This window comes from Halomonas elongata (assembly GCF_029081005.1).
Taxonomy (GTDB): domain Bacteria; phylum Pseudomonadota; class Gammaproteobacteria; order Pseudomonadales; family Halomonadaceae; genus Halomonas; species Halomonas elongata_B.
In genome coordinates, this window is sequence record NZ_JAJQTQ010000044.1 from 1 (window position 1) to 17917 (window position 17917).

The following is a 17917-nucleotide window of genomic DNA, read 5'->3' on the forward strand; positions in this document are numbered from 1 at the left end:
AAGCCGGAAGCCGGAAGCCGGAAGCCGGAAGCCGGAAGCCGGAAGCCGGAAGCCGGAAGCCGGAAGCCGGAAGCCGGCCAGAGAATACCTCCGAAACTTCCGGGGACAAGGTTTTTGTTTTTTCTTACAGCTTAAAGCTTATGGCTTACAGCTCCGGGTGAAGCCCGGTTATAGCTTACAGCTCCGGATGCCGCCGGACCGATCAACCCTTGCGCTTCTCGAAATCGGCCATGAAACTCACGAGCGCATCCACGGCCGCTTCCGGCACCGCATTATAGAGACTCGCCCGCATGCCCCCGACGCTGCGATGTCCCTTCAGGTTGAGCAGCCCCGCCTCCTCGCTCTCGGCCAGGAAGGCCTCGTCCAGGCGTGAGTCGGCCAGCACGAAGGGGACGTTCATGCGCGAACGGTTGCGGGGCGTGATCGGGTTCGAATAGAACTCGCTGGTGTCGATGGCCGCGTAGAGCTTGGCCGCCTTGCGGTCATTGATGGCCCCCATGGCGGTCAGGCCACCGATGTCTTCCTTCAGCCACTGGAACACCAGTCCCGCCAGATACCAGCTGTAGGTCGCCGGCGTATTGATCATCGACCCCGCCTCGGCCAGGGCCCGGTAGCTGAACAGGTTGGGCATGTCATCGCGGGCACGATCGAGCAGATCATCGCGCACGATGGCCACCACCAGGCCGGCCGGCCCGATATTCTTCTGGGCACCGGCATAGATGATCCCGAACCGGGACACATCCAGCGGCCCGGACAGGATGCTGGACGACATGTCGCAGGCCAGCGGCACCTCGACCCCATCGGGACGACGAGGTCCGCCAGTGTCGCCGCCGGGGATATAGTCAAACTCGAGCCCGCCGATGGTCTCGTTCGCGGTGTAATGAAGGTAGGCAGCATCCGACGACAGAAGGATCTCCTCCTGTCGCGGCACGGCCGTATGGCCATTGGTTTCGCTGGAGGCGGCCACCACCGCATTGCCGAACAGGTGACGCGCCTCCTTGATGGCTTTCGTTCCCCAGATGCCGGTCTGCACGAAATTGGCGGTGCCGCCATTGCCCAGCAGATTATAGGGCAAGGCGGCGAACTGCTGGGTCGCTCCGCCCTGGGTGAACAGCACCCGATAGTTGTCGGGGATCGCCAGCAGGTCACGCAGGTCACGCTCGGCCTGTTCGGCAATCGCCGCATAATCGCTGGAGCGATGGCTCATTTCCATGACCGAGAGACCGCGCCCCCGGTAGTCCAGCATTTCGTCGCGGGCCCTCGCCAGGACCGCTTCGGGCAACGCCGCCGGCCCGGCGCAGAAATTGAAATGACGTATCATCAGCGTTGTCAGTCCTCTCACTCGTCCGAGGATTGGGTCGTGTCGCTCTCGCCGTCCGTGGTCGGCCCTGCCTCGGTCGGCACGCCGTCCTCGAGCTCGCCTTCCACGACGTCGGTGGCCTCCGGCTCGTCGATACGCACCGTCTTGACCAGCGATTCACTCTCGCCCAGGCGAATCAACATCACGCCCTGGGTGTTTCGCGACGAAATGGAGACTTCATCGACCCGTGTGCGCACCAGGGTGCCCTTGTCGGTGATCAGCATCATCTCGTCGGTGGCATAGACCTGCATGGCGGCCACCAGGGAGCCATTGCGCGCGCTGGTCTGCATGGCAATCACCCCTTGACCACCGCGACCGCGCAGCGGGAACTCCTCGAGACGGGTTCGCTTGCCGTAGCCATTCTCCGACGCGGTGAGGATATAGATCTGACCATCATCGAGCGGCTCGGCACTTTCCGCTTCTTCACTGCTCTGATCCTCGGCGTCGATGCGCTGGCTGCGCGGGATGATCAGGCTGATCACCTCGGCACCATCGAGCAGGCGCATGCCTCGCACGCCGCGTGCGGTCCGCCCCATGGCGCGCACATCGGATTCATCGAAGCGGATCGCCTTGCCATTGGAAGAGAGCAGCATGGCATGATCCGAACCACCGGTGATGGCCGCCCCCACCAGGCGGTCGCCCTCTTCCAGATCGATGGCGATCAAGCCCACGCTGCGCGGACGCGAGAACTGCGCGAGGCTGGTGCGCTTGACCGTACCCTTGGCGGTAGCAAAGAAGATATAGGAGTCCGGATCATAATCGTGCACCGGCAGGATGGCATTGATCGACTCATCCTCTTCCAGCGGCAGCAGGTTGACCAGGGGCTTGCCCCGGGAGCCACGGCTCGCCGCCGGCATCTCGTAGACCTTCAACCAGTAGACCTTGCCGCGGTTGGAGAACAGCAGCACGGTGTCGTGGGTCGAGGCCACCTGCAGGTGCTCGATGACGTCTTCGTCCTTCATGGACGTCGCCGACTTTCCTCGACCGCCGCGCCGCTGAGCCTGGTAATCGGAAAGCGGCTGGGTCTTGGCGTAGCCCGATCGGGACACCGTGACCACCATGTCCTCCTCGGCGATCAGGTCCTCGATGGACAGATCCAGATGGCTGGCCTGGATCTCGGTGCGACGCGTCTCGCCGAACTGGTCGCGTACGGCCACCAGTTCCTCGCGGATCACTTCCAGCAGGCGATCGGCGGACGCCAGGATCCTGGTGAGCTCGGCGATCTTCTCCAGGATGCCCAGATACTCGTCGAGCAGCTTCTCGGTCTCAAGGCCAGTCAGGCGATGCAGACGCAGTTCGAGGATGGCCTGGGCCTGGGCCGGCGATAGACGATATTCCTTGCCCGCCGTGTCCAGCCCGAATCCCTCTTCGAGGTCCTCGGGCTTGCAGGAAGTGGCACCGGCACGCTCCAGCATCCCGGTCACCTGGCCGGGTGCCCAGTTCCTGGCGAGCAGTTTCTCCCTGGCCTCGTTGGCCGAGGGCGAGGCCTTGATCAGCTCGATCACCTCGTCGATGTTGGAGATCGCGACCGTCAACCCCTCGAGGATATGGCCACGCTCGCGGGCCTTCTTGAGCTCGAACAGGGTCCGGCGGGTCACCACCTCGCGGCGATGACGGATGAAGGCCTCGAGCACTTCCTTGATATTGAGCGTGCGCGGCTCGCCGCCATCCAGGGCCACCATGTTGATGCCGAAGACGTTCTGCAGCTGCGTCTGGGCGAAGAGGTTGTTGACCACGACGTCGCCGGACTCGCCACGCTTGACCTCGATGACGACCCGCAACCCTTCCTTGTCGGACTCGTCGCGCAACTCGGCGATGCCGTCGATCTTCTTGTCCTTGACCAGCTCGGCGATCTTCTCGATCAGCCGCGCCTTGTTCACCTGATACGGCAACTCGGTGACGATGATGTGGTCACGACCGCTTTTCTCGTCATGCTCGATAGTATGGCGAGCCCGCACATAGATGCGACCACGGCCGGTGCGATAGGCCTCGAGAATCCCGGCCCGACCGTTGATGATGCCCCCGGTGGGGAAATCCGGCCCGGGGATGTATTCCATGAGGTCATCGACGGAAAGGGTGTAGTCGTCGATCAAGGCCAGGCAACCGTCGATCACCTCCACCATGTTGTGGGGCGGAATATTGGTCGCCATGCCCACGGCGATGCCCGAGGAACCATTGACCAGCAGGTTGGGGAGCTTGGTCGGCAGCACATCCGGGATACGCTCGGTGCCATCGTAGTTGTCGACCCAGTCGACGGTATCCTTCTCCAGATCCGCCAGCAGCTCGTGAGCCAGGCGAGCCATGCGCACCTCGGTATAACGCATGGCGGCCGCATTGTCGCCATCGATGGACCCGAAGTTGCCCTGGCCATCGACCAGCACGTGGCGCATCGAGAAGTCCTGCGCCATGCGCACGATGGTATCGTAGACGGCGCTGTCACCGTGGGGGTGATACTTACCGATTACATCACCGACGACACGCGCCGACTTCTTGTAGGCCTTGTTCCAGTCATTGCCGAGCTCGTGCATCGCGTAAAGTACGCGCCGGTGCACGGGCTTCAGGCCATCGCGCACGTCAGGCAGCGCACGGCCGATGATCACGCTCATCGCGTAATCGAGGTACGACTGCTTGAGCTCGTCCTCGATGTTGACTGGCAGAATCTCTCTGGCGATGTCACCCATGGGTCGTCGAATCCTTTGCACTGCGACAGGTAAGCGCGTCACGAGGCCGTGACACAGGGAGCGCCACCGTCGAACGACGACATGGACAAGGCAAGACGTATCGTGGGCATCATCCCGACTGTCGGCACGACAATGCGCCTCACCCTTCCGTCAAGTCTCCGGCGACTCCCTGGCGCGTCATATCAGCGCCACATCATACCATTCCGGGCGAGGCAAAGCAGCGTGCTATTGCGCGATTACCAACGGCGCCATGACATCGCGCAATTCCCCCTCGATGGCGACGGCCCTGTTGCTCTTCACATCGAGCAACACGAAGGTCAGGTCGGCGCTGGCCACCAGCTTGTCATCGCGGTCACGACGCACTTCCTGATGCATCTTCGCGCTACGCGTGCCGAGCTCGGCGAGTCCGGTGACTACCTTCAGGTCATCACCGGCCAGGGCCGCACGCCGATAGTCGATGTTCAGGTTGACGGCCACGAACGCCACATCGCCACGCTGGATGACACTGGCCAGGTCGGAGCGCTCGTCGAAATAGGCCCAACGGCCCTCTTCCAGGAATTCCAGATAACGAGCATTGTTGACGTGGCCATAGCCATCCAGATGATAGCCTCGGACACGCAACCGGACGGTGGAGCAACGGGAATCCATTCGTGATACCTCATTCGTCGATAAAGGATCGATTCTAGTCATGTCCTCGATACGCTTTCAAACTCTCGTTTGAATCAGAAACCCCTCGACCGCCGCTGGCACCGTCGCCTCCCTTTCGCCATAATGTGCGTCCTTTGCATGCAGGAAAGGCTCCATGTGGTTCAAGCACTTGCATCTCTATCGCCTGCACGGCGCCCCCGAGCTCGCCCCAACCGACCTGGAGGCGGCTCTGGAAGCCCAGGCCTTCCGCCCGCTGGGAGGAAGCGAGGCACGGCGCCTCGGCTGGTGCGCCCCGGCCGGCCGAGCCGGCACCCAACGGCTCCATGAACTCCAGGGCCAGCGGCTGCTGACGGCACTGCGTCAGGAACGCCTGCTGCCGGCTGCCGTGGTGCGTGAAGAGCTCGAGGAGCGCGTCGATGCCCTTGAGACCGCCGAAGGGCGCAAGCTGCGTCGACAGGAAAAGCTCACGCTCAAGGAGCAGATCTACGAGGAGTTGCTGCCCCGTGCCTTCGTGCGTAGCCAGAAGGTCGACCTCTGGTGGGACACTCGGCGTGGCTTGATCGCCGTCAATACCAGCAGCCGCAAACGTGCCGAAGAAGTCCTCGACCTGCTGCGCGAAACACTGGGCAGCCTGCGTGTCACCCCCCTGGCGAGCCAGACGCTGCCCATGCGCGCCATGACGACCTGGCTCGGTGACCCGGCCTCGCGCCCCGCCGACCTTCAGCTCGGCGATCAGGTGGAACTCAAGGCCAAGGGCGATGATGGGGTGCTTCGGGCCCGCCAGGTGGATCTGGACAGCGACGAAATTCAGCAACTGCTGGAAGGCGGCCGGCAAGCCAGCAAGCTGGCACTGACCCTCGAAGGCCGTCTGAGTTTCGTGTTGCACGACGATCTAGCCGTCAAAAGCCTGAATTTCGACGACGCCCTGATCGACGAAGCCTCCCAGTCGGATGATGGGGACGATGCCCTGGTTCGTCTGGAGACCGATTTCCTGCTGATGACTCAGGCACTGGCCGAGAGCATCGAGCGACTACTCGCCTGGTTGGGTGGAGAATCCAGCCCGGCGGACACTGCCTCATCCGCATGACCGACACCGACCACGGCCGCATCCAATGAACAACACTCAAGCGACGCTCTCCGACGATCCCTGGGCCGAGATTCGCCCCTATCAGGACGAGGAGGTGGCCGATGTTCTCACACGACTGGCCAGGGATCCGGAACTGCTGGACGCCCTCACCCGCTTTCGGCTGCCGCGCCTGGCACGCTTGATGCCACGACTGTCCCGCACCATCGCCAGCTTCGCCATTCGCCGCGAGGTGCGCGACGTCAGCGACATCAGTACCTTTCAGCATCGCATCGCCGGCTACATGCAGCGCATGATCCGCAACTCGACGACGGATTTCCGAGCCGATGGCCTCGAGCAGCTGGATTCCCGTACCGCCTATCTCTTCATCGGCAACCACCGCGATATCTCGCTCGATCCGGCCTTCGTCAATTACGCCCTGTATCTCGCCGGACGCGACACGGTGCGCATCGCCATCGGCGACAACCTGCTCCAGAAGCCATACGTCAATGACCTGATGCGCCTCAACAAGAGCTTCATCGTGCCACGCAGCGCGCGGGGCAAGCGCGCCATGCTGGCCGCCTATCAGAAGCTTTCCGCCTATATTCGCCACTCCATCACCGAAGACAACCATTCGATCTGGATGGCCCAGCGCGAGGGGCGTGCCAAGGACGGCATCGACCAGACCGATCCGGCGATCATCAAGATGCTGACCATGGCAAGGCGAGGCGCCGAACGCCAGGCGGGCACCGGCGACGCCATCGCCGAACTGCGCCTGGTACCGGTCTCGATCAGCTACGAATACGATCCCTGCGATGTGCAGAAGGCACGTGAACTGCATGCCGTCAATGCCAGCGGCAACTACGAGAAGAGCGAGTTCGAGGACATCCGCTCCATCGTCGCCGGCATCACCGGCCAGAAAGGCCGGGTGCACCTGCGTTTCGGCACCCCGTTGAGTGCCGACTTCGACACCCCCGAAGCCGTGGCCAGGGAGATCGACCGTCAGGTACTCGCGGGCTATCATCTGTTTCCCAGCCACTATCTGGCACTCGAGGCACTGGGCGACGCCCCCCACCTGCTCGACATGAGCGAGGTTACCGATGCCGATCGCGCCCGCTTCCAGGCCCGCCTGGCGGACGTCCCCGAGGAGCTGCGCGACTGGTGGCTGACCCAGTACGCCAACCCGGTACGCAACCGCGCCACCAGGGAGTGACGTCCCATGACCACCATCCAGGAACGTTCGGCACAGGCCCGTGAGGCCCACAAGGTCACACTGATCGGCGCCGCTATCGACCTGGTGGTGGGTCTGGCCAAGCTGGTCGCCGGCTGGCTGGTCGGTTCGGCCGCCTTGATCGCCGACGGAATCCATTCCTTTTCCGACATCGTCACCGACCTCTTCGTGATCGCGGCTACCCACTTCGGGCGCCAGGCGCCGGACGACGATCACCCCTATGGGCATGGGCGCATCGAGACGTTGGCCACCCTATGGCTTGGCGGCATGCTGATCTTCATCGCCGGCGGCATCGCCTGGGCCAGCCTGACCCGTCTTCTGGCCGGCGATATCTCCACGGCTCCCGGCCTCTGGGCCATCGGCGTTGCTGTCATCGCGCTGCTGGCCAAGGAATGGATCTTCCGCTACACCCTGCGCATCGCCAGGCGCGTTGACTCACGACTGCTGGAAGCCAACGCCTGGCATTCTCGCTCCGATGCTCTCTCGACACTGGTCGTGCTGATCGGCCTACTGGCAGCCCAGATCGGCATCGGCTGGATGGATGCCGCGGCGGCCATCGTGGTCGGCGTGATGGTCGGCCAGGTGGGCGGTCGCCTGCTGTGGGAATCCGGTCAGGAGCTGGTCGACACGGCCCTGCCCGAGGACGACCAGCGAACCCTGCACGATGCCGCCATGCAGGTTCCCGGCGTCGAGGGCGTGCATGACCTGCGCACTCGACGGATCGGTGGCGAAGTACTCCTCGACCTGCATATCGTGGTGCCGCCCAGGGTGACCGTCTCCGAGGCCCATGAAATCGGCAATGCCGTCAGCCGCCGACTGCGTGATGTCTTTCCCAACCTGTTCGATGTCACCTTCCATATCGATCCTCAGGACGATGCCGGCGAAACCGAGCACAGTCTGCGCCCCGGTCTGCCCCTGCGCGCCGATATCGAAGGCATTCTGGACGAGGCCTGGCAGGGAATCGCGGCCTGGCACGACCGAGTCGCGCTGGATCTGCACTATATCGATGATCATGTCGATGTCTCGATCTACATTCACGCCCTGCCCGAGGACCAGACGCTCGATGACGCCGCCCGGAGCCTTCGCGACGCTTCGCACTCGCTGACCTGGGTGGGCCGCCTGAGAGTCTGGCAAGGACCGGGCAAGGGCTGAAGGCCCGCCCGTGATCGCGCTCCATGCTCGCATTCCCCTGCTCTCATCCCTAGACTTGAGCGAACGCTCATTTATTGATTGATCGATCGACGCTCATCCTCATGGCCGACCCGCCACGCCTTCTCTCTCCAGCGCTCACGCGTCGCCGTCTACTGGTAACGCTCGGCGGACTGCTGATCGGGAACACCCTGCTGGGCTGGCCCCGCACTCGCCTCTCGGCGGGTCTCGACCATGACCAGTTGCGGCGCAGCATGCGTGAGGCCTATGGGGAGCACGGCCTGGCGATCCTCGAGGAATGGCTGCACCTTCTCGACCGGCTCGACGACAGCGATACCGATACCCGGCTCCGCGCCGTCAACGACTTCTTCAACCGTCGCGTTCGCTGGCTCGATGACATCGATATCTGGAATCAGAAGGATTACTGGGCCACCCCACTCGAGACGCTGGCCCGCGGCGAAGGTGACTGTGAGGATTACACCATCGGCAAGTACGCGACTCTGCGACAGCTCGGCGTCGCCGAACGACGCCTGCGCCTGATCTATGTCCGCGCACACCTGGGACGCAGCCAGACGACGCAGGCACACATGGTATTGGGCTACTACGCGACGCCGGGGGGCGAGCCCCTGATTCTGGACAACATGCAACCGAGCATCGTACCCGCCGGTCAGCGCACCGATCTCGACCCCTTGTTCAGCTTCAACGGCAACGGACTCTGGACCCGCGGCTCCAGTCAGTCACGCGCCGACCCCGTCGACCGTCTTTCACGCTGGCGCAACGTCATCGACCGCATGCGACAACAAGGATTCACCCTGGGGAGATAACCGGATGTCACTCGTCAAACAACTATGGCTGATCATCCTGGGGCTACTCGTGCTGGCCTTCGGCGGCAGCCTGTTCATCGGCGTGACCTCGAGTCACGATTACATCGAACGGGAAATTCGCCTCAAGAACGCCGACAATGCCAATGCCCTGGCGCTGACCATGACGCAGATGCCCAAGGACGACGTCACCCTGGAGTTGCTCGTATCGGCGCAGTTCGATACCGGGCACTATCGGCTCATCGAGCTACGCACCCCTTCCGGTGAGCTCATCGAGCGTCGTCAGGCCGAAGCAGGCATCGACGGAGTCCCTGGCTGGTTCGTTGACGTGATCGACTTCGACGTACCACCGGGCCAGGCAGGCATTCAGGACGGTTGGCGACAATTCGCCACCCTGACACTCGAAGGACAACACGGCTTCGCCTACCGTTCGCTGTGGCACGGTACCCTGGCACTTGCTGGCTGGTTTCTGCTGGCCGGCCTCATCAGCCTGGCCCTGGCCTGGTGGCTGGTACGCGGTATCCGCCGCCCTCTTCAGGCGGTCATCTCCCAGGCGCAGGACATCGCCCAACGCCGCTTTACCACCGCCGATGAACCGCGCACCCGCGAACTCCGCGAGGTGGTGCAGGCGATGAACCGTCTGTCCACGGTGGTCGGCGAGCAACTCGGCAAGGAAGGGCAACGCCTCGACGCTCTGCGCCGGCGTCTGCAGCACGATGGCGTGACCGGCGCGCTCGGGCGCACCACCTTCCTGGAACGCCTCGGCGTGCACCTGCAAAGTCAGGACTACCGTGCCGGCGGCATCCTGGCGCTGATTCGCGTGGCTCATCTCGCCGAACTCAACGAACGGCTCGGGTACGCCGAAACCGACCGCCGCCTCGCCGGACTGGTCCGAACGCTCGAACGTCTGGCGGAAGACCATGCCGATGGGTTGGTAGGGCGCCTCAATGGCAGCGATTTCGCGCTACTGCTACCGGGCGTGGATGATATCGACGACATCCGTCACGATCTTCATCGCCATCTGGCCGTCTGGACGCAGGATGCATCTATCCCGTTGAGCTTGCCCGGCGCCCTCGCCCTCTATGGTCCGGAAGATCGGCAATCGGACGTGTTGTCCGCCCTCGATGGCGCCCTTGCCGACGCCGAAGCACAGGGTCAGCAGCGCCTGAACATCGTGGCGGAAAAGCATGATCGCCTGTTCACCGGTCATGCCGCCTGGCGCGATGCCCTGCAGGCCGCCATGCAAGAAGGGGTTCAACTGGCACGCTTCCCGGTTCTGGACGATCGAGGCCGGCTGCTTCACATGGAAAGCCCGTCCCGGCTGTATCTCGATGGGCAATGGCGCAATGCCGGTATCTTCATGCCCTGGATCACACGCCTGGGACTCGAGGCCGAGCTGGATCTCAGCGTGGTCGAGGCTTCCTTGAAGCACATCGTCGAGCACGGCGATCCCGTGGGCATCAACCTCAGTGCCGCCTCGATCCGTGACGCCCGTTTCGTGCTGGAACTGCAGGCGCGCTTGCAGGCTCATCCCGAAGCCGCTACCGAACTCTGGCTGGAAGTCCCCGAAGCGTTGGCCGTCCGGGAGCTGACCAGCCTGCGCAGCTTTTGCCGGGAACTGCGACCACTGGGGTGCCGCATCGGTCTCGAGCATGTCGGCGCCAATGTCACGCGGATCGCCGACCTGCATGATCTGGGGCTCGACTACCTGAAATTCGAGGAAGGCCTGACGACTGACATCGAGAACAGCCACGAGCAACGCGGCATCCTGCGCGGCATGGCCACCCTGTGTCACTCCGTGGGCATGCTGGCGATCGCCGAGGGCGTGGCCGACCCGGCACAGGTCCCGACATTATTCGAACTCGGCCTGGATGGCGTCACCGGTCCCGGCGTGCGCTCTGCCACACCGGGCGATGCCTCCGGCCAATGAGCCTCATCGGGGTGTAGCCTTCACGAAAGAAAGCCGCCGGCCCTAGGACCGGTGGCTTTCTTGCCAGCATACCGATGAACCGGCTTCCCTAGATGATTTCATCATCCTCATCATCACTCGACGACACCAGATCAAGCCCTTCGACGAGGCGTCGACGCAACCTCTGGCGCTCCAGCACCTTCTCCTGAGCCGCCTCGGGCAGTTCGACGAAGCTGATCACGCCCTTGTCCATGAGCAGTTGAATGACGTCTTCCAGCACCCGCACGAAGGCCAGGTCGGAGGCCTGAAAGTGAGTCGTTTCCTCGCTTGCCTCGCCTTCCATCATGAAGGTCAGCAACTCCCGGGAGTCGGCGGCGAGAAACTCCTCGCACTCGGCCGTCGGCTCCCGGCTGACCTGCTGGATATGTCCTCGTTCGTCACGCTTGACGTACATGGCATCGTTCCGATGATTGTCGTTGGGCCATCATCCCAGCCCGCCGAGGAAGCGGCAAGCCGCCTCACTCGATCGGGTTGTGCGGGATATCGACCACTTTCTCGTCGTGGCCCGGCCCCACCGACTTGCCTTCCTGGCCATGATGCCTCGACGACTCGGCATGCTGAGGAGGCCCGACCGGGTCGCTGTCGGCGAAGAGGTCCTCATCGCCATCACTCAGCAGGTCCTCGGCCTGGAGCGCCTGGCTCTCCTCGCCCGACACTTCGGCGGACGTCGTCTCGACGCTCTCCTCCTGTGCATCCTCCGTGGCACCGTCATTCTCGGACGCGGCCACGTCGGTCGTGGCGCCCTCGCCTTCCGGGGCCAGGCTGAACTCCTCGAAGTTCAGGATATTCAGGCTCCGCGGCGAAGCTGCCTGGGCATTCACCTGGACGTTGTTCGCCTCACCGTTGAGTGTCAGTTCCAGCGTACCCTGAACCTGATCGCCATCGTCATCCGTCAGCGTGTAGGTGAAGCTCTCGGTCAGGGTCTCGCCAACGTCCATGCCATCGCGAACATCCCGGCTGAGCTCGTAGGTGTAGCTACCGTCCTCGGCGACCGTTATTTCACCGTACTCGCCCTGAATGACGCCATTCTCGACGCCGCCCTGCCAGACCAGGCTTTCACCCTCTTCCTGGTCATCGGCTCCCCAGCCATCGATATCGTCGGCGATGGTGCCGGATGCCGTCGGCAGATCATCGGTGGACGACACCTTGGCGTAAAGGTCGAAGGATGTGGAACCGTTCTCGTAGGTACGAACGGTATCCACCAGATCGCCATTGGCATCGCGGAAGCCTTCGATACTGAGCACGAATTCCCGATCGCCCACGGTGATCATCTGCTCCTGGTCGGGGTTGGCGATCCGCATGATATCGCGATGGTCCGAGCCGGTGTTCGGTGTCTCCGTGTGTTCCAGGGCGATGGTCGTCTCGACGGACGTCGGCACACCATCGATCTCCACGGTGAACTCTACTACCAGATCAACGGTATCCAGTACCTGCGGATCGTTATAGATCGGGAAGTTATTGTGCGTCAGTGTTCCCAGCGAGAACAGGGCATCCGTGGGCACTCCGGCGGCATCATTGACGCCATCGGCATACTCGAAGTCATACCCTGAACGCTGGTCGGCATAGGTTCCTCCCCATGTCATGGAGATACCATCCTCACCGCCTTCGGATTCCTTGAGACGGCCTTCCCACCAGTTCCCGGTGGTCGTGACATTCTCCCAGCGGGCTTCCAGGTCACCAATGCTCTGTTCGCTGACGGCCACCGAGACCTGCCCGGTCGGCGTGCCCACTGACGGCACATCGTCGATGATATCGATGTTCAGCGCACCACTGGTGGTGTCACCTTCGCTATCGGCGAGCTCGATATCGAAGACATCCTGGACACCATCGATCCCGGTACCCTGGCTGAAATGCTCGGTAGAATTATCGGTCAGGGTATAGGTCCAGCCATATTCGCCGTCGCCGTTGTCGGTCACTTCGAGAGTGCCGTATTCACCCTGGAATACCCCACCACCATTGGCGTTCACGCCTCCGATCGTCAAGTTGCTCGGCGAATCGTTGCCGACCGTTGCACCGAAGGTGCCACTGGTGACGTTGGAGCCATCCCCCGGACGACTGCCATCCTGCAGGCCGGCCTCATCGACCACGCCATCGCTTCCCTCGAGCGCTGACAGTACGGGTTTGGAGTCCTCATTGACCGTTACGTGCAACTGCGCGCTGCTGGTATCTCCGTCGGCATCGGTGATGGTGTAGTCGATGACCACATCACCTTCGAAACCGGACGCAGGCGCAAAGGTCACCTCACCGGTATTCTCGTCGAACGATACCGTCCCGGTACCTTCAGACGCCGTCGCCAGACTGGCCGAGGTCACGGTCGAGCCATCGGCGCCCTGATCATCGTTGGCCAGGACGTTATAGGTCACCGAGGTATCCTCCTCGGTGGTTGTGCTGTCATCACTGGCCTCGGGCTCGGTGTCCTCGATGCGGATATCCAGGCTGTCGCTGGTCGACTCGCCGGCCAGGTCGGTGACCTCGAGGTCGAAACGGTCGAAGATCTCGCCGTCGCCATGGTTCTCGGCGTCGCCGTCCTCGGTGTAGTCGTAGCTGATCTCGCCGGTGGCGGCGTTATAGCCGGTGATGGTCAGCGTGCCCTCGTCACCCTGCAGGGTCACCGGAGTGTTGCTGGCATCGGTGATATCAGTGCCATTGACGGTCACGCTATCGATGCCGGCCTCGGCGCCCACCGTGGCCGTGCCACTGATGGTATTGCCGGTGGCCTCGACCACGCTGTGATCGGCACCCTCGACGTTCGGCGCGTTGTCGTCGATATCCACCGTCGGCGGGCCGTCGGTCTGCCCGTTGATGGTCACCGTCAGCGTCGCCGTGCTGGTGTCGCCATCGGCATCGGTCAGGGTGTACTCGAAGGTCTCGGTGAGCGTCTCGCCGTCGTCCAGGGCCTGGACGGCGCCATTGGTGGTGTCGACCTGGTAGGACCAGCTGCCGTCGCCGTTATCGACAAAGCTGCCGTAGCTCGCGCTGGTGTCGGTAAAGACCACCTCACTGGGCGTATCGGCGCTTTCGGTGTCGTTATCCAGCACATTGCCGGTCGCCGGAGAGGTGGCGTCCTCGCCGATGGCCGCGCTGTCATCACTGGCCGCGGGTTCCGTATCCTCGATACGGATATCCAGGCTGTCCGTGGTGGACTCGCCGGCCAGGTCCGTCACGCCCAACGTGAACTGGTCGAGGATCTCGCCAGCACTGTGGTCCTCGGCGTCGCCTTCCTCGGTGTAGTCGTAGGTGATCTCGCCGGTAGCCGCATCATAGCCGGTAATGGTCAGCGTGCCTTCGTCACCCTGCAGGGTGACCGGATTGTTGCTGGCATCGGTGATGTCCTGGCCATCGACGGTCACGCTATCGATACCGGCCTCGGCGCCCACCGTGGCGCTGCCGCTGATGGTATTGCCGGTCGCCTCGACCACACTGTGATCGGCGCCCTCGGCGTTCGGCGCGTTATCGTCGATATCCACCGTCGGCGGGCCGTCGGTGGCGCCATTGAGGGTCACCGTCAGCGTCGCCGTGCTGGTGTCGCCATCGGCATCGGTCAGGGTGTACTCGAAGGTCTCGGTAAGCGCCTCGCCGTCGTCCAGCGCCTGGACGGCGCCATTGGTGGTATCGACCTGGTAGGACCAGCTGCCGTCACCGTTATCGACAAAGCTGCCGTACTGAGCGGCGGCCACGTCATCGGCATCGAAGTTGATGGCACTCGGGGTATCGGCACTCTCGGTATCGTTGTCCAGCACATTGCCGGTCGCCGGGGAGGTGTCATCTTCCCCGATGGCCGCGCTGTCATCGCTGGCCGCCGGTTCCGTATCCTCGATACGGATATCCAGCGTGTCTTCGCTGGACTCGCCGGCCACATCGGTGACCTCGAGATCGAAGCGGTCGAGGATCTCGCCGTTGCCATGGTCCTCGGCGTCGCCGTCCTCGGTGTAGTCGTAGGTGATCTCACCCGTGGCGGCATCATAGCCGGTGATGGTCAGGGTGCCTTCGTCCCCCTGCAGGGTCACCGGAGTGTTGCTGGCATCGGTGATATCGCTGCCATTGACGGTCACGCTATCGATGCCGGCCTCGGCGCCCACCGTGGCACTGCCGCTGATGGTGTTGCCGGTCGCCTCGACCACGCTGTGATCGGCGCCCTCGGCGTTCGGCGCGTTATCGTCGATATCCACCGTCGGCGGACCGTCGGTGGCGCCATTGAGGGTCACCGTCAGCGTCGCCGTGCTGGTGTCGCCATCGGCATCGGTCAGGGTGTACTCGAAGGTTTCCGTCAGGAACTCACCATCATTCAGCGCCTGAACCGCGCCGTTGGTGGTATCGACCTGGTAGGACCAGCTGCCGTCGCCGTTATCGACAAAGCTGCCGTAGCTCGCGCTGGTGTCGGTAAAGACCACCTCACTGGGCGTATCCGCGCTTTCGGTGTCGTTACCCAGCACATTGCCGGTGACCGGAGAGGTGGCGTCCTCGCCGATGGCCGCGCTGTCATCGCTGGCCGCCGGTTCCGTATCCTCGATACGGATATCCAGGCTGTCCGTGGTGGACTCGCCGGCCAGGTCGGTCACGCCCAGCGTGAACTGATCCAGGATCTCGCCACCGCTATGGTCCTCGGCATCGCCATCCTCGGTGTAGTCGTAGGTGATCTCACCGGTGGCGGCGTTATAGCCGGTGATGGTCAGGGTGCCTTCGTCCCCCTGCAGGGTCACCGGAGTGTTGCTGGCATCGGTGATATCGCTGCCATTGACGGTCACGCTGTCGATGCCGGCCTCGGCACCCACCGTAGCCGTGCCACTGATGGTGTTGCCGGTGGCTTCCACCACGCTATGGTCGGCGCCCTCGACGTTCGGCGCGTTGTCGTCGATATCCACCGTCGGCGGGCCGTCGGTGGCGCCATTGAGGGTCACCGTCAGCGTCGCCGTGCTGGTGTCGCCATCGGCATCGGTCAGGGTGTACTCGAAGGTTTCCGTCAGGAACTCGTCATCGTCCAGCGCCTGAACCGCGCCGTTGGTGGTATCGACCTGGTAGGACCAGCTGCCGTCGCCGTTATCGACAAAGCTGCCGTAGCTCGCGCCGGTATCGGTAAAGACCACACCGCTGGGCGTATCGGCACTCTCGGTGTCGTTATCCAGCACATTGCCGGTAACCGGAGAGGTGGCGTCCTCGCCGATGGCCGCGCTGTCATCGCTGGCCGCCGGTTCCGTATCCTCGATACGGATATCCAGGCTGTCCGTGGTGGACTCGCCGGCCAGGTCGGTCACGCCCAGCGTGAACTGATCCAGGATCTCGCCACCGCTATGGTCCTCGGCATCGCCATCCTCGGTGTAGTCGTAGGTGATCTCACCGGTGGCGGCGTTATAGCCGGTGATGGTCAGGGTGCCTTCGTCCCCCTGCAGGGTCACCGGAGTGTTGCTGGCATCGGTGATATCGCTGCCATTGACGGTCACGCTATCGATGCCGGCCTCGGCGCCCACCGTGGCACTGCCGCTGATGGTGTTGCCGGTCGCCTCGACCACGCTGTGATCGGCGCCCTCGGCGTTCGGCGCGTTATCGTCGATATCCACCGTCGGCGGACCGTCGGTGGCGCCATTGATGGTCACCGTCAGCGTCGCCGTGCTGGTATCGCCATCGGCATCGGTCAGGGTGTACTCGAAGGTTTCCGTCAGGAACTCGTCATCGTCCAGCGCCTGAACCGCGCCATTGGTGGTGTCGACCTGGTAGGACCAGCTGCCGTCGCCGTTATCGACAAAGCTGCCGTACTGGGCCGCGGCCACGTCATCGGCGTCGAAGCTGATGGCACTCGGGGTATCGGCGCTTTCGGTATCGTTGTCCAGCACATTGCCGGTCGCCGGGGAGGTGTCATCTTCCCCGATGGCCGCAGTGTCATCGCTGGCCGCCGGTTCCGTATCCTCGATACGGATATCCAGGCTGTCCGTGGTGGACTCGCCGGCCAGGTCGGTCACGCCCAGCGTGAACTGATCCAGGATCTCGCCGCTGCCATGGTCCTCGGCGTCGCCGTCCTCGGTGTAGTCGTAGGTGATCTCACCCGTGGCGGCATCATAGCCGGTGATGGTCAGCGTGCCTTCGTCACCCTGCAGGGTGACCGGATTGTTGCTGGCATCGGTGATGTCCTGGCCATCGACGGTCACGCTATCGATACCGGCCTCGGCGCCCACCGTGGCCGTGCCACTGATGGTGTTGCCGGTGGCTTCCACCACGCTATGGTCGGCGCCCTCGACGTTCAGTGCGTTGTCGTCGATATCCACCGTCGGCGGGCCGTCGGTGGCGCCATTGAGGGTCACCGTCAGCGTCGCCGTGCTGGTGTCGCCATCGGCATCGGTCAGGGTGTACTCGAAGGTCTCGGTAAGTGTGTCACCGTCATCCAACGCCTGGACGGCGCCGTTGGTGGTATCGACCTGGTAGGACCAGCTGCCGTCGCCGTTATCGACAAAGCTGCCGTAGCTCGCGCCGGTATCGGTAAAGACCACACCGCTGGGCGTATCGGCACTCTCGGTGTCGTTATCCAGCACATTGCCGGTCGCCGGAGAGGTGTCATCTTCACCCACCTCGGCGCTGTCGTCGTCGGCGCTCGGCTCGGTGTCCTCGATACGGATATCCAGGCTATCCGTGGTGGATTCGCCGGCCAGGTCGGTGACCTCGAGATCGAAGCGGTCGAGGATCTCGCCGTTGCCATGGTCCTCGGCGTCGCCGTCCTCGGTGTAGTCGTAAGTGATCTCACCGGTGGCCGCATCATAGCCGGTAATGGTCAGCGTGCCTTCGTCACCCTGGAAGGACACCGGGGTGTTGCTGGCATCGGTGATATCAGTGCCATTGACGGTCACGCTATCGATACCGGCCTCGGCGCCCACCGTGGCCGTGCCACTGATGGTGTTGCCGGTGGCTTCCACCACGCTATGGTCGGCGCCCTCGGCGTTCGGCGCGTTATCGTCGATATCCACCGTCGGCGGACCGTCGGTGGCGCCATTGATGGTCACCGTCAGCGT

Annotated in this window: 10 protein-coding genes; 5 read left to right on the top strand and 5 right to left on the bottom strand. The window is 63.4% G+C overall.

All coding sequences use genetic code 11. The annotated features are described in order from the left end of the window. Nucleotides 1–202: 202 nt before the first annotated feature. The 3 genes from serC to LU493_RS18965 all read right to left on the bottom strand — a co-directional run bounded on the left by serC (nt 203) and on the right by LU493_RS18965 (nt 4689). Entirely contained in the window at nt 203–1321 is a 1119-nt protein-coding gene (serC, locus tag LU493_RS18955; protein WP_275289373.1) for a 3-phosphoserine/phosphohydroxythreonine transaminase, read from the bottom strand. 17 nt (nt 1322–1338) lie between these two features. Then, on the bottom strand, nt 1339–4041 hold the full coding sequence (gene gyrA, locus LU493_RS18960) for a DNA gyrase subunit A (RefSeq protein WP_275289374.1): 2703 nt from the start codon (nt 4039–4041) through the stop codon (nt 1339–1341). Nucleotides 4042–4266: 225 nt separating this feature from the next. Next, on the bottom strand, nt 4267–4689 hold the full coding sequence (locus tag LU493_RS18965) for an acyl-CoA thioesterase (protein WP_275289375.1): 423 nt from the start codon (nt 4687–4689) through the stop codon (nt 4267–4269). A 154-nt stretch (nt 4690–4843) separates the two neighbouring features. Here LU493_RS18965 and LU493_RS18970 point away from each other — a divergent pair, with 154 nt between their 5' ends. The 5 genes from LU493_RS18970 (at nt 4844) to LU493_RS18990 (ending at nt 10883) form a co-directional block, all read left to right on the top strand. Then, complete coding sequence (locus LU493_RS18970) at nt 4844–5776, top strand: recombination-associated protein RdgC (RefSeq protein WP_275289376.1); 933 nt, start codon at nt 4844–4846, stop codon at nt 5774–5776. A 25-nt stretch (nt 5777–5801) separates the two neighbouring features. Further along, entirely contained in the window at nt 5802–6965 is a 1164-nt protein-coding gene (locus LU493_RS18975) for a 1-acyl-sn-glycerol-3-phosphate acyltransferase (protein WP_275289377.1), read from the top strand. 6 nt (nt 6966–6971) lie between these two features. Beyond that, a complete protein-coding gene (locus LU493_RS18980; protein WP_275289378.1) occupies nt 6972–8135 on the top strand; it encodes a cation diffusion facilitator family transporter in 1164 nt (387 codons plus the stop codon). Nucleotides 8136–8236: 101 nt separating this feature from the next. Further along, nucleotides 8237–8956, top strand: a complete 720-nt coding sequence (locus LU493_RS18985; protein WP_275289379.1) for a transglutaminase-like cysteine peptidase — start codon at nt 8237–8239, stop codon at nt 8954–8956. A 4-nt stretch (nt 8957–8960) separates the two neighbouring features. Further along, complete coding sequence (locus LU493_RS18990; RefSeq protein ID WP_275289380.1) at nt 8961–10883, top strand: bifunctional diguanylate cyclase/phosphodiesterase; 1923 nt, start codon at nt 8961–8963, stop codon at nt 10881–10883. Between the two features lie 88 nt (nt 10884–10971). Here LU493_RS18990 and LU493_RS18995 read toward each other — a convergent pair whose 3' ends face one another. Together LU493_RS18995 and LU493_RS19000 are read right to left on the bottom strand one after the other, a co-directional pair. Beyond that, entirely contained in the window at nt 10972–11316 is a 345-nt protein-coding gene (locus LU493_RS18995; RefSeq protein ID WP_275289381.1) for a tryptophan synthase subunit beta like protein, read from the bottom strand. Between the two features lie 64 nt (nt 11317–11380). Continuing rightward, a complete protein-coding gene (locus LU493_RS19000) occupies nt 11381–17908 on the bottom strand; it encodes an Ig-like domain-containing protein (protein ID WP_275289382.1) in 6528 nt (2175 codons plus the stop codon). Nucleotides 17909–17917: the final 9 nt, after the last annotated feature.